At 40.1% G+C, this 13470-nt stretch carries 8 protein-coding genes; 1 reads left to right on the top strand and 7 read right to left on the bottom strand.

The genetic code is table 11. The features are described 5' to 3' along the window. Positions 1–364 precede the first annotated feature (364 nt). Positions 365–1747, top strand: a complete 1383-nt coding sequence (locus ACYIA1_RS16850) for a restriction endonuclease (RefSeq protein WP_480336014.1) — start codon at positions 365–367, stop codon at positions 1745–1747. Positions 1748–1821: 74 nt separating this feature from the next. Here the strand turns inward: ACYIA1_RS16850 and ACYIA1_RS16845 are convergent, their stop codons facing one another. The 7 genes from ACYIA1_RS16845 to ACYIA1_RS16815 form a co-directional block, all read right to left on the bottom strand. Next, positions 1822–2739: an endonuclease/exonuclease/phosphatase family protein gene (locus ACYIA1_RS16845; RefSeq protein ID WP_005863542.1), complete on the bottom strand. Its 918-nt coding sequence runs from the start codon at positions 2737–2739 to the stop codon at positions 1822–1824. 37 nt (positions 2740–2776) lie between these two features. Beyond that, the gene (locus ACYIA1_RS16840; RefSeq protein ID WP_005863544.1) at positions 2777–3619 is read right to left on the bottom strand and encodes an endonuclease/exonuclease/phosphatase family protein; all 843 of its coding nucleotides are present in this window, start codon (positions 3617–3619) and stop codon (positions 2777–2779) included. A 13-nt stretch (positions 3620–3632) separates the two neighbouring features. Continuing rightward, a complete protein-coding gene (locus tag ACYIA1_RS16835) occupies positions 3633–5462 on the bottom strand; it encodes a RagB/SusD family nutrient uptake outer membrane protein (protein ID WP_005863546.1) in 1830 nt (609 codons plus the stop codon). Positions 5463–5482: 20 nt separating this feature from the next. Next, complete coding sequence (locus ACYIA1_RS16830) at positions 5483–9046, bottom strand: SusC/RagA family TonB-linked outer membrane protein (RefSeq protein WP_005863548.1); 3564 nt, start codon at positions 9044–9046, stop codon at positions 5483–5485. A 224-nt stretch (positions 9047–9270) separates the two neighbouring features. Further along, positions 9271–10275: a FecR family protein gene (locus ACYIA1_RS16825; RefSeq protein WP_008777720.1), complete on the bottom strand. Its 1005-nt coding sequence runs from the start codon at positions 10273–10275 to the stop codon at positions 9271–9273. 75 nt (positions 10276–10350) lie between these two features. Next, the gene (locus tag ACYIA1_RS16820; RefSeq protein ID WP_005863552.1) at positions 10351–12384 is read right to left on the bottom strand and encodes a transglutaminase domain-containing protein; all 2034 of its coding nucleotides are present in this window, start codon (positions 12382–12384) and stop codon (positions 10351–10353) included. 18 nt (positions 12385–12402) lie between these two features. Beyond that, positions 12403–13464, bottom strand: a complete 1062-nt coding sequence (locus ACYIA1_RS16815; RefSeq protein ID WP_480336010.1) for a BF3164 family lipoprotein — start codon at positions 13462–13464, stop codon at positions 12403–12405. Between the last annotated feature and the right edge of the window lie 6 nt (positions 13465–13470).

Here is a 13470-nt window from a genome sequence, read left to right as displayed (position 1 = left end):
AAAGAAGAACGAAGATATAAAGCGAACAGAATCAGTTTGTAATCGAGGTTTAAAAAGATGCTTAGTTGATAGATCTGAGATTTCATAAAAAGGAGGAATAGATTATAAATATATATGGTTGAGTGATTTACGGTTTATCAACAAAACCATAGTCTTGCCGAGACTCAGTTGTAATAGATCTCAGAAATATATTTTACAAGGGATCAATCGTGTCTTTCCTCAAATCTCCTGTAACGCAAATGTAGAAAAATTATTATTCGATTGGTTATTTTAATATTTATTTTCCTGCAAAATTATTATTTTTGGAAAAAAACAGAACGCAATCTCCGATTTTATCTACGAATAGTTTAAAATCTAAGTTGTCATGAAAACATATTCTGAAAGAAAACAGAGAACACCGCATACCCTTGTTGGTCATGTTGGTAATTCCAAGCAAGCATCTTTGTGTGAAATATTACAGTCTTCTCATGATAAGTTGCTTGAGAGGAAGGCTATTCAATGTCAAATAAATAATAACAGTCCAGGAACTAAAATAAAAGACGAGCTAAAAATACCATCAGTCAATAATTTTGTACCCATTCAACGATATGCTACCTTCACGGAAGGTGGGAAAATTTATAATATTTCCAATTCCGGCCAAGCTATTTGCGGCTTGGAATATCCAAATCACGAATTGTATGTATTAGATTTTAATACTATTATGCAAAAGGAAGGTGCTATGATTGAGTTTGTGCCAAAGGAAAAAAGACAATTTACAAGACTCAATTCAACATACCGTACAAAAGAGTATATCCGGGTAGAACCGAAATGGAAAAAGGAACATGATTTTTCGAGTAAAAAGTTAATTTCAAGTTTTTCAAATCTTAATGATGTTACAGGTGGATATAATGAAGAATTTAATTCGCTCTATCAAGAGGTGAACGAGATAAGAAAAAGCAGTGAGAATTTAAGGAAGTTCTTTGTTCAGTTGCAATTTAAATGGCCGGCCGAACAGAGTCAATTTACTTCTGTCTATGAAATGTATAAAGAAATTCACATTAAACTTTCCTCTTGGCTCTACCCAGAAAGAGGTAAAAAGCCTGTAACTGGAAGTTATGATACCTTGATCGAAAATTTAACCACATTGAAGTCTGATCTGGAAGTAGCCTTGTCGCCCTCTTCCTATATACCTACCGTCTTTGATAATAATAGTGAAAGGGATGATGTCCACGAGATGTATGGTCCGATTGTAAATAATATAGATTCCCTTATATCGAAATTACGACAAATAAAGAGTCGTATCTCAATTGATACCTTAGGTCTATGTACCAGAGAGGCATTTCTTTACGAACAAACCCACTCTGAAGAGGTTAAAATGCCCAGAGGGTGCGATATGGTTGCCTCTCTGTTTGGCCGATACGAAAGTCAAAGTAAATCTAGCATGTTGAATTTTACAGTGAAAGATAGTACCGCTCATCATTACGCTACCATTATCTCCCAAGACAATTCGGATTATATAACGATAGAAGGGTTTGCCAAAAAGAATTATGCGGGTGTAGACGATACTTGGGAATTTTTTATGCATGGACATTTTAATACCTCTCCCGAACAAGCATTTACGGATTATACGAAAATAAGATATACTTATTTCGATCAGTTTAAGGGAGGAATCGATCCAACAAGACCCCATACATCCAAAGAAACAGGTAATTGTTATTCTGATACAATTAATTCTTTTATGGGTAATTATTATAAAAAGAATGAGTAAATAGAACCTCTATAATATTTCTACAGAATAGGAGGCGACCTCTAGCGATCGCCTCTATTTTTCTTAAAGTTTTTCTATTCTACTTCTACCACAACCATTACAGGAAAATGATCAGATGGCGTACGAGCGACATACTTCTGCATGGAAACTTCTTTAGGGAAGTTCGCATCCTGTTCCTTTTGAGCGCTTTCTTTTGCTTCCGAACGATACGTATCCGTCAAGACTCCGTACTTTTTCACATCAAACTCTTTCGTAAGGAATAAATGATCGATACGACTGTCTGTTTTGCGATCCGCATGGAAGGCATTAAACGTGCCGTTGGGTACATACCGGAAATCCGCTATCTGATAAGAATCCCGCATAATACCGGAATTGTCCAGTAATAAGTAGGATTCATTATGTTGATCCACATTAAAATCACCTGTCAGAATCGCCGGTAGCTTCTCCGGAAATTCTTTCAACTTCTTAAGGATAAGTTTCGCGCTTTCCGCACGGGCCTGTACGCCAATATGATCCATATGTAAGTTAAAGAACAAGAAAGTAAAGCCGGTTTGTTTATCCCGAAATTTACCCCATGTGCAAATACGGGGAAGAACGGCATCCCATCCCTTATTGGGGCGATCGGTTATCGTAGACAACCAAAAGTCCCCATGATCCAGTACCTCAAACTTCTCCTTACGATAAAATATGGCAGAGTGTTCCCCGGCTTGTTTACCATCATCACGCCCTACCCCGATATAATCATAACCGGGCATCGCATTTTTAAGGTCTTGCAATTGCTGGTACTTGCCTTCTTGAGTTCCGAAAATATCAAAACCGTGAAACTGAATCAACTGGGCGATATACGGATACCGTTGCCCCCAGCCATTACCATTCGTCGAGTCACCCGCATTCGCGTTACGCAAATTATAAGTGGCAACTACCATAGACTCCGCCTGCAACGCAAACACGGAGCAAAGGAGAAATAAGAAAGAATAAATTAGCTTCTTCATACCTTTATAATTATTTTTAACATCCTAATCCTTAAACTCAAAATTCAGCCTCAATCATAATCGGGAAATGGTCTGAAGGGTAATGACCGTATTGGAACTCATTCAACGTACCATATTTATTCACGTGAATATTCTTGGTAACGAAAATGTAGTCAATTCGATTCTTCATCGGAGCATTCAAATTAAATTGATTTGTCGTTCCTACCGTTCCATAGGGTGGTGTTTTTGAGATTTCCCGTGAATCCAACAGTAAACCATCGGATTTCAATATTTGTATAGGCTCAGAATCCGGCGTACCATTGAAATCACCTACACAGATAGCAGGGGAATCCCCCGCTATCTTTTTAATATTAGCCAACATAATCAAAGCAGACTCATGACGGGCCACTTTACCGATATGATCGAAATGCACACTAAAGAAATAAAATTCCTTTCCCGAAACCTTATCCTTCAACTTCGCCCAAGAACAAACCCTCCGGCATTGCGCATCCCAGCCAAAAGAAGGCTTATCCTGTGTCTCCGACAACCAGTAATTTCCCGAGTCCAATAATTTAAACCGATCTTTCTTAAATAAGACCGCGGCATGTTCCCCTGCCTCTTTTCCGTCATCCCGACCTACACCAACAAACGTATACGTACCATCTTTCACCAAATCCTTCACTTGGTGAATCAGTCCTTCCTGGATTCCAAAGACATCAAAGTCATGGAAATGAACCAAAGATACCGCCATGTCTTTGCGGTGTGCCCATGAATCATCCTTATCCCCCTCATTATCATACCGCAGATTAAAACTACCCACGTTCAGTTTACACTTCTGTTGTCCGGATATCCCTATGCAGAAAGTAAATAAAGAGATAAACACTATAATTAAGTTTCTCATGATACCCCCTTGATTACCAACCCGGATTCTGGCTTAGATTCGTATTGAACTGGATTACAACCTCCGGTATCGGATACAAGTACTGACGAGTCGGCCAGCTCCGTCCAGCATAATTATACTCCATCAAATAACCACCTTGAACCGGCTTCACGTTTAGCACATTACTCTTATTTGTACCTACATAGACACCAATCGCAGCATATTTCTCATCAGCGATTTTGTCCGTATCATAGAAATAGGCGTCATAATTACCATCGCCATTCACATCCAGCGGTTGGTTAAGTGACGGGATAAAGATACCTTCCCAAGGATCGTTCACCCAAAGATCGCAACAATTCCAACGTTTCAAATCATTTAGGCGCAAGCCTTCCAGACAAAGTTCAATACCACGTTCGCGACGGATCTCCAACAAGGAAGGATCAGAGATCGTCGGGTAATAAGAAGCGATATAAGGTTCCGCAGATGACGGACGGGTTGTCAATGTACCTGTCTGTGGTGTGCCTCCCGTAATTCCCGCACGAGAACGAAGCGCACCTATCGTAGCCGCCCAATCCGCATCAGTCAGTTCGCCTAATTCAGCCTTAGCCTCAGCATAGTTCAACAAAACCTCAGCATAGCGCATGATAGGAATGTCATTATCATTCGTAGCCGCATCATCGTAAGCCACGTCATCCATGGCAAACTTCGTAAACTGATATCCCGTCAATGTATGTCCCGTGAAATTAGCTGCCGTCGGCTCATAAACACCAGAAGCATTCTTACGGGTATAATCCGCTCCCCGGATCGTCTGGTTCAAGCGGGTATCACGTCCTGTTGTCTCCTCCACGAAATTCTTATAGCTTCCATCCGCTTTTTTCTCGACATAAGGCGTACCATCCGCATTCAAGTATGACAGCATAAATTTACGGCTCATGCATAAGTGTGGTCCGTAAGTAGAGGAATTATACCACCAATTCTGCTCACCCAGTCCTAACACCTTGTCAGTCTCGATAGCCATCATTACCTCCGTGGTAACGGCCTTATCGGCAATGAAAAGTTCGCGATACGCTCCACGGCCATCGCTATAAGCACCTGAAGTATAAAGTTTGTACGGTCCGTTATCCATAACTTCCTTAGCCGCCTCAGCCGCTAGTTTATATAAATCTTTGGCCGAATATTCCGTACATCCCGTACGAGCGATATCCAATTGGTCAGCGGCATGGTATTTACGCCAAGCAGCCTCAAACAAGCAAACACGAGATTTGAAAGCGGCAGCTGTCCATTTATTTACGATCGTTGAATTATGCGTGACATCCTCTTCCAATATATTCGTATACGCATAATCCAAATCCTCCAAGATATGCCCGATAATCACATCACGTGTATCACGCGGGTTATAAAGATCCGGGTCTTCAGCCTCGTTAAATACCTTATCAATCCAAGGTACCTCGCCATATTGTACCAATTTATCAAAATAGAAGCGAGCACGGAACAAGCGTGCGATACCATTATAATTGTCACGGATAGTCGTGCTTAGTGACTCATTCACGTTATTCTCCAAAAAGAAATTTATATTACGAAGAGCGGACCATGACCAACTCGTCGCGCTATTCGTAGTATAAGCGCCAACCTCCATACCACCCAAGGAATTTTTCACCCCATAATCTGCCGTAGCATCACGCCGGAAAGCGCTTCCTCGGGAAGGCAAGACATTGTAAAATGAGTACGTATACGTCTTCAAACCATTCTCGGAGCTAAACACCATATCCACAGAAGCCTCCGACTTTGGTTCCTCATTCATCTCGCACCCCGAAAATATAGCCAAAAGTGCCACCAGACCGCTTAATAATATATTCTTTTTCATTTCGTATAATCTCCTATTCTTTAAAATGTAACATTCAGGCCGATGCTGAACGACTTCATCATCGGGTAATTATATCCATCACCACTGTTGCTGGAAGTCAAGTCCTTATCCGATTCACCGATATTCGATACATTGACATCCTTGGAATACTTGTAAAGCGGAGACCATGTAAAGAGATTTTCCCCGGAAAGATAAATTCCTACATTTGTCAAATGCAACTTCTTAATCCATTCTGATGGCAAATTATAGCCAACCTGTATGTTCTTCAAGCGTAGATAGGCCGCATTCATCAAATAGCGCGTGTTGGCGTTCTTATGACCTCCATAGAAAGGCGCATAGTAACCCGTGTAACGAGGCAAGAAAGCATCCGGATTCTCTGGAGTCCAATAGTTGTCCACATGCCAAGAGGGCATCTGGTTATACGGACGATTGTACTGCCCCCAGAACGTAGAGGCTTCATTAGACGGATACCAATCTTGCTTACCCACCCCTTGGAAGAAAGCACTTACCCAGATATTGTTCCAATCGGCAGAGAGCGTAAAACTATAAATATAACGAGGCTCCTCGTTACCAATGATCTTACGGTCGCCCGGATCATCTACCGTATTCTGTCCGCGGTCAATATAGCCGTTGCCATTCAAGTCTTCGAACTTAATATCGCCCGGATACAACTTATAGGTTTTCGATGTTTGCATAAGTGGGTTATAATAGGATTGCCCCGCAGCTTTCGCAGCGGCCTCAGCCGCATCGATGCCAGCTTGATCCTGCCACAAGCCATTGGATACAAACCCCCAAATCTCACCGATACGCATTCCCTCGTAATAATTCTTGTCGAGCGACTGATTTGCGTACTCGCTCAATGACATATTCGCGTTATTAAACTTGTCGATCACTGAATAGTAATCCGCCAATGTTCCCTTGATACTATAATTAAACCGCTTACCAGCTAAATCAAATCCATCTTTCCATTCCAAAGACAACTCATAACCATAGGTAGACATATCCGCATAATTACCTTTCGGCGAGGAAGCACCGAACACATCCGGTACGGTCGGGCCATTCACGATCATGTCGGTTGTTTTACGGATATAATAATCTCCGCTCACGGTCAAACGATTGTCGAAGAATCCCAAATCCACTCCGATATCATACGTCGTGGCGGTTTCCCACGTCAAGTTGCCGGGAAGAGCCGCCGGAGATGACATATAATTCTGCCGCAAACCGTCAAGAATATAATCAGACTTGCTGATACCCAATGTCTGGATATACTGATAATTACTCAATCCGGCCGCATTGCCCAAAGAGCCCCAAGAAAACCGGACCTTAGCGTTAGAGATATGTTCGGACTTAACATTCCACCAAGGTTCTTGCGAGATTCGCCAACCCACGGAAGCCGAGGGGAAGAAAGCCCAACGCTCATCACTCGGGAAGCGGGAGGAACCATCGTAACGTCCGTTTACCTCCAATAGGTAGCGATCGTCAAAGGCATAATTCAAACGGAAGAAAGCGCCACCAAACTGATAAGCCTTCCATTGTGAGGTAATGCTCCGGTTATCAGTACCCATCACCAGATTCATGTTGTCCACGTCATCCGTCAACAGGTCATCATTATAAGCATAGATACGTTTGAAGCTAGATTTCTCGTAATTCCATCCAGCCATAGCCTTAAAATAATGTTTCTCGGCAAAGGTTTCCTCAAACTCCGCAAAAAGGTTCGTTGCTAGATAGTTCGTATGATCAGTTGTCTCCGCCAAGTTGGAGTAAGTACCCGTGATATATTCGATCTTACTTTCGCCATTCGCATCGGCCGACCGCGCATATGGCGAACGCACCTGTTTCTTAGTCTTCTCTTGCGTCTTCTGTTGATAAGTAAAATCACCATTCACACGCAAACGGTCACCCAAGAACTTCGCATTGAATGTCGTAGTATTCTTCAAGTTGGAGTTCTTTGTCGTAATACCGCTACGTCCATAAAGCAAATCGCCTACGGTATAGACGGCAGAATAAGTCATCGTACCATCAGGGTTGAACAGTGGCGATGACGGGTGTCCCTCGTCCGCGATATTTCTCCATACCACACCAGAACCTTCCGAATAGGTAATCGGATTGTAGTATTTATTATGGGAAAACTCAAAGTTATTGTTGATCTTCAACCAAGGAGTCAACTGATAACCTCCTTTGAAGCGCATATTATAGGTCTTGAACTTATCCGTTTGCTCATCGCTATCGAAAAGTCCATCGTAACTATAGAAACGTCCTGACAAATAATAATCAAACTTCCCGTCGGAACCCGAGATGGAAAGATTTTGATTCTGCGCAAAGACACTCTTCTTATACATCAGATCATAATAGTCGGTTCCTTCCGGATAATATACATAACGGCCTTTTGTACCGATAGAGCCATCAGAGATCACCGTCCCGAAATCGCCCGTCTCATGACGGCGCTTATACTCGTCCAGCCAAGCCACGGAAAATTGCTGTGTCTTGTTGATACCAGAAGGATTCGCTTGATTGTAATTAAAATAAGCGTCATAAAAATGCTTTGCCCAAATATAACCATCGGAAACTACATCCGGCACATTCTGTGGTGATTGTAATGAATAGCTAGAAGACCATGTCACCTTCGGCTTACCTTCCGTAGCGTTCTTCGTCGTGATCAAAACCACGCCAAATGGAGCACGTGCGCCATAAATAGCGGAAGCGGCAGCATCCTTCAATACGGAAATACTCTCAATATCATTCGGATTTAACATAGAAGGGTCTCCTTCCACACCATCAATCAACACCAAAGCACTACCCCCATTGATAGAACCGGCACCACGTACGTTAAAATCCGCCGTACGCCCCGGTTTACCATCAGACAAGGAAATATTCAAGTTCGGGACAACTCCTTCTAACATCTGAGTAGCGTTAGCCGTAGGACGCCCCTCGAATACATCACTAGTCACTTGCTCTACCGCACCAGTCAAATTCACTTTTTTCTGGGAACCATAACCCACCACGACTACCTCATCCAGCTTCTGCGTGTCCTCATGAATAGATATAACCAAATTATCTTTATTGCCTACCGGAACATCTTGAGCCACATAACCAATATAAGAAACCTGAAGTATCGCATTCGGAGTTACCTCAATAGAGAAATGACCATCTATATCCGTGATGGTACCATTGGTAGATCCTTTCACGACCACATTCGCCCCGATGATTGGTTCCCCTTTCGGGTCTGTAATCGTACCGGTAACTTTCTTATTACCTTGTTGCTGAACAGTTTTTACCGATGATAAAACGATCTGATGACCCGATTTCAATACATAAGCCACATTCGCTTGCTTTGCTATCGCATCCATTACAGCATTAATATCCGCATCTTCCACGTCAACAGAGATCGGAGAATTCAGACCTTTGATCCCATCATTATAGAAAAAACGATATTCAGTCGTTTCCTCTAATTCTTTAATAACCTCCCGCATCGGTCTATCCTTTACCGACAACGATATCTGGGCGGCAATCGCAACTCCGGAAAAGCCCGACAATAATTGGGCATACAAAAGTGTCCGGAAAAAAGAGTGCTTGAAATTACTCATTTTTAAAAATTTTTTAATAATACATAGATTTTAAACAGGTAACTTTACAAGCAAATCATTTACATATTCTATCTTATTTATAACCGGCTAGTTATTTCCTTGAAGATATTATATACAAGTGATTTTGCTTAAGAGGAAGAAGGGCCTTGCCTTTCTTCTTTTTTTACTACAATCATCTAGCTCATCTCATAGGCTTCTTCTTTATTAGGTTAACACTCAACTTTCTATTTCTCATTTAAATAAATAGTATCACCTACCGACACATACGTAATCGGAGCCGTAAGGCTTATTATTTCAAATACATTATCCAGACTATTATTCCGGATCACCCCCGAGAAACTGTAGCCTTTAATCTTATTGGACAAAAAACGAACTTCAACATTATACATTCGATTCAACAATACCACGATCTCCTCCAACGACTCGCCAGAGAAGGCCAGTTCATTCGTACGCCAAAGACGGGCATAAGAAGCATTTGTCGGGTGATTAACAGATAATATATGACTAGACTTATTAAAAACCGCACTCTCATCCGGAGACAGAATCACAAACTCTTTTCCAACCGCTGTTCGTACACTGCCTTCAAACAAGGTCGTAACCACCTCGTCATCTTCCTCATACGCCTTCACATTAAAAGCTGTGCCTAGCGCCTCGACTTCCATATCCCCCGCATTTACCAAGAAACGGCGCAATGTATCTTTCGAAACTTCAAAATAAGCCTCACCAGATAAAGAAACTGATCTTTCTTTCACGCCATAATCACTCTTATAATTAAGTTTAGTATGCGAATTTAACCATACTTTCGTCCCATCAGGAAGAACCACGCTAGCACGTTGCCCATTATCTGCCAACACCACATAATCCAATGGATCAGGTGGTGGGACCTGTCTCATATTATACCAATGGGAGCCAATTCCAAGGCCTATACATATTAAAGCCACCGCCGCATAAGAAAGCCACTTCCATAAGGTATGCGGTTTCTTCTTTATCTCCAGAGTTTTTTTCTCTTGTCTCATCCGCTTTTTAATCTCACAAAACATCTGTCCTTGTAGCTTAGGAGGAAGCTTTTTCCCGGAAGATTCTTCCCATCTAGACTTATAAAAAGCCATGATCTCTTCCTTATGATCGGGATCTCTAAACCACGCCAAAAGAGTTCGCTCTTCTTCCGGTGAAGTCTTACCACTCATGAAGCGATCCAATAATTCGATATGTGTATGCATTTTTCTCATCGTGTAATAAGTATATCCCGAAAAAGAACTTTACCCTTACACGGAAAAATCAAGAAAGCCTTGATTTAACACAAATTAATACCACACTTGTTTTCCGCCTTCATAAGTAAACGGGCGATGTTCTTTTCCTCGTGTATGGTTATGAATACGAAAAATAGATTCCCGTGGAATATTTTGATAAATTAATTTATTGTCTTCGGCATACTGTTTACCTAATGATATCCACTTTTTGTCCCAATAGAAGAGTTCATATAATTCTCCCGTTACGATCTTATTATCATCATTCCTCGGATAAAATTCCACCTTCGCTATCTGTTTAGGTTCGCCTAGATCTAGAACAACAAATTGATCTTTTTGAAATTGATCTGGTTGATAATAAGACACTCGGTCCTGATCTGTCACCAAATCGAGACCATGTCCTTTAGTCCCTTCATTTCCACCCCACTCTCCGGAAAACTGCTGGCCATCGCCTCCAAATACTTTTATTTCCGCTATAGCGTAAAAATAGCCCAATGGCTGTGTTTCTTGAAAATCACAGATCAAATAACGATATTTTTGGGAAACAGATATACGGAAACTATCCACATAAAAGGGAGGATTTTCAATAGAATATATCAAAGAACGATCCGAAAGATCTTTCTTGTTACAAACATAAAAGCGGGTTCCTATCGTTCCTGCGGCTTGAAGCGCCGTATTCATTCTATATGGAACTTTTGAATAGAATGTAGCAGAACTTTCCGCTTTTTCAAAATCTGGTAATAACTTACGTAATTTACCTTCACGAGTCAGAATAAACGCATCTCCAGCAGGTCGTATCTCTCCATCATTATAATAAGCGGGAAGATAGAGCATGTTAACCCCCATTTTAGGAAAACGTACCTTGGAACCTTCCGGTCGCCCCCAACACACTGGATTCCAACCAATAATATCATAGCAACATAAATAGACATATTCTTTGGGATGTTTCTCATTCCAAAGTGGTACCTCTATATCTTCGCATACGACATACTGGTCCGTGATATCTTGAATCCCCGGATTTTTGAATAAAGGAGGTATTTCTTCTTTAGACAAGATAGCGAGCGAGTGGGGTTGTATCCGATAGTTATACCTATAGACTTTAGGAGCAGTCCTACAATATTGAATAGTAATAGTCGACGGAAACATATCAATTTTAGATTGATAGACATCTCTCCAAAACATCCCGTCTATCTTAATGTCATCCTTAGTAAGGAAAGGTCTTTGTGTATTATCATATATCATGCCGAATTGCTTACTCCCTATAATCTCGACCCATGAATGAGGATATTGTGAATTTCCCCAACAGGGAACCATATTTAATGCAGCAGGTATACCATTCGCCCTCAATGCAGCAATTTTATATGTAGACTTTTCTAAACAAGTTCCCATTTGAGTGGCTACTATATTTTGGAAAGTCATAGGGCGCAATCCTTGATATTTACCGGTAAAGATTATCCATTCATTGAGAAAGCCCTGCTCTACCTCATCCGATATAGCTTTACCAATTTCTTCATACGAACACATATACATAGAATCTCGTAGTGAAGCATATTTTCGATCAAAATAACTCCCAGCATGTTCCCAATGACAATTATCTGTAGTGTAAGGGAGTACATAATCAAAGAAAATATCCCAGTCCATATTCTTACACCAAGGATATCGCTCTTTATTTTGAAAACACTGATCTATATGATGTATAAGATAATCAGAAGACAATTCTTTCAAATCAGATAAAAAGCGAGGATTTACTTTTGTATAAGAATACAATTTGTTTATACTATCATATATAGCGTATTGGATATCATATAAAAAGGAACCGTATGTCTCTCTATAATTAGCGAAAGCATCGAAATACACATGGTTTCCTTTCACCGAGTTACTATCTAATACTTGCTTCCCTATCATATTACTTATTAGAAAGCGGGCAGCTTCCTGTTTCTTCTGATTATCCTTATAATGATCTAGAACAGCTTCTAACTCCGATCTATTTTCTCCGGAGTTATCCAACGCTAATTCCAATAGAACATTTTCATTCGAAGAACAAGCATAAAAAGTTAAAATAATAAAGAAAAAAAAGTATCTTACTATCATAGCTAAAATGCTTTTTTACTACCATGTAAATGTAACCTTTGATAGATCAAAAGAATACAGATGATAATCATCATCCCAGCCCAAGGCTATTAGTTCTTTATCATCGTTTGTCACACAAATATTGAATAGTTTTATATCAGTAACTAATCGACAAATACATTTTCCACTCCAATCATATACTAAAATGTCATTACTTAACATAGTATCTAACATTCTTGTATTAGTATGCTGATTCAACTTTTTCCCTGAATATAAAGTATAAATATAACGATCAGTCGCATATATATCCGTATAACCGATTACATTCTCTTTGCCATGCTTTATGCCGTTCCTGCCAGATCTACTATCATCAATGTATATAGGATAAATATCGTGATAACGTTTTATGAGCATTGGAATCGTATCTATCTGATATAGTTCAAAGATAGCGCCAGAGGCCGCAACCGTAGCCAATCTATCTAATACTGAATTATAAACCATATAGCCTTGATAGGCAAATGTTTTACTTTTACCTCTACTATCGTTCCCATCATTTGGAAAATCGCCAAAAGACTTCACATATTTACCTGCACAATCAAACAAAGCATATCTCTTAGTATTTGTTTCCTCTTTATCAAGGAGTCCAGAAACGACATACCCATGCTTTGTTTGAATAGCAGAGAGAAACATATATTCCAAATTCACAATAGAAGAAATACTTTTAGATAAACTTTTGGTTATAATTTGTTTCTTTTGTATATCCAATATAATCACATTTGATTTATCTTTCTTTTGCATCAAACGAGGTATGATGTTTTCATCTGGGCCTTCTCCTGTTTGGGAAAAAGATAGAATACTGTCTTTTGTATAATATATTTTATCCAAAAGAGAATCACCTAAATAATTCTCTTTGATTAGACATTTCTCACTCTCAAATAGCATCATCCTCCCAAACGAACTTAACTTATAAGTATCCGCATTGAGTTGATTTGCTTTTATATTAACGACTTGTAGAAAGTACTCTTTGGGATCTATTTCGTTCTGTTGACAAGAGGCAAAGTGTATAAAAATAAAAATTATAATTAATATATATTTCTTCATATTATT

Source organism: Parabacteroides sp. KHUB-02 (assembly GCF_056640955.1).
This window is presented reverse-complemented; position numbering and strand designations above follow the sequence as displayed.

Bases quoted from the DNA above. Each gene is read 5' to 3' on its own strand.
- ACYIA1_RS16830 (WP_005863548.1), bottom strand. From the start codon at position 9,046: ATGAGTAATTTCAAGCACTCTTTTTTCCGGACACTTTTGTATGCCCAA.
- ACYIA1_RS16835 (WP_005863546.1), bottom strand. From the start codon at position 5,462: ATGAAAAAGAATATATTATTAAGCGGTCTGGTGGCACTTTTGGCTATA.
- ACYIA1_RS16845 (WP_005863542.1), bottom strand. From the start codon at position 2,739: ATGAAGAAGCTAATTTATTCTTTCTTATTTCTCCTTTGCTCCGTGTTT.
- ACYIA1_RS16815 (WP_480336010.1), bottom strand. From the start codon at position 13,464: ATGAAGAAATATATATTAATTATAATTTTTATTTTTATACACTTTGCC.
- ACYIA1_RS16840 (WP_005863544.1), bottom strand. From the start codon at position 3,619: ATGAGAAACTTAATTATAGTGTTTATCTCTTTATTTACTTTCTGCATA.
- ACYIA1_RS16825 (WP_008777720.1), bottom strand. From the start codon at position 10,275: ATGAGAAAAATGCATACACATATCGAATTATTGGATCGCTTCATGAGT.
- ACYIA1_RS16850 (WP_480336014.1), top strand. From the start codon at position 365: ATGAAAACATATTCTGAAAGAAAACAGAGAACACCGCATACCCTTGTT.
- ACYIA1_RS16820 (WP_005863552.1), bottom strand. From the start codon at position 12,384: ATGATAGTAAGATACTTTTTTTTCTTTATTATTTTAACTTTTTATGCT.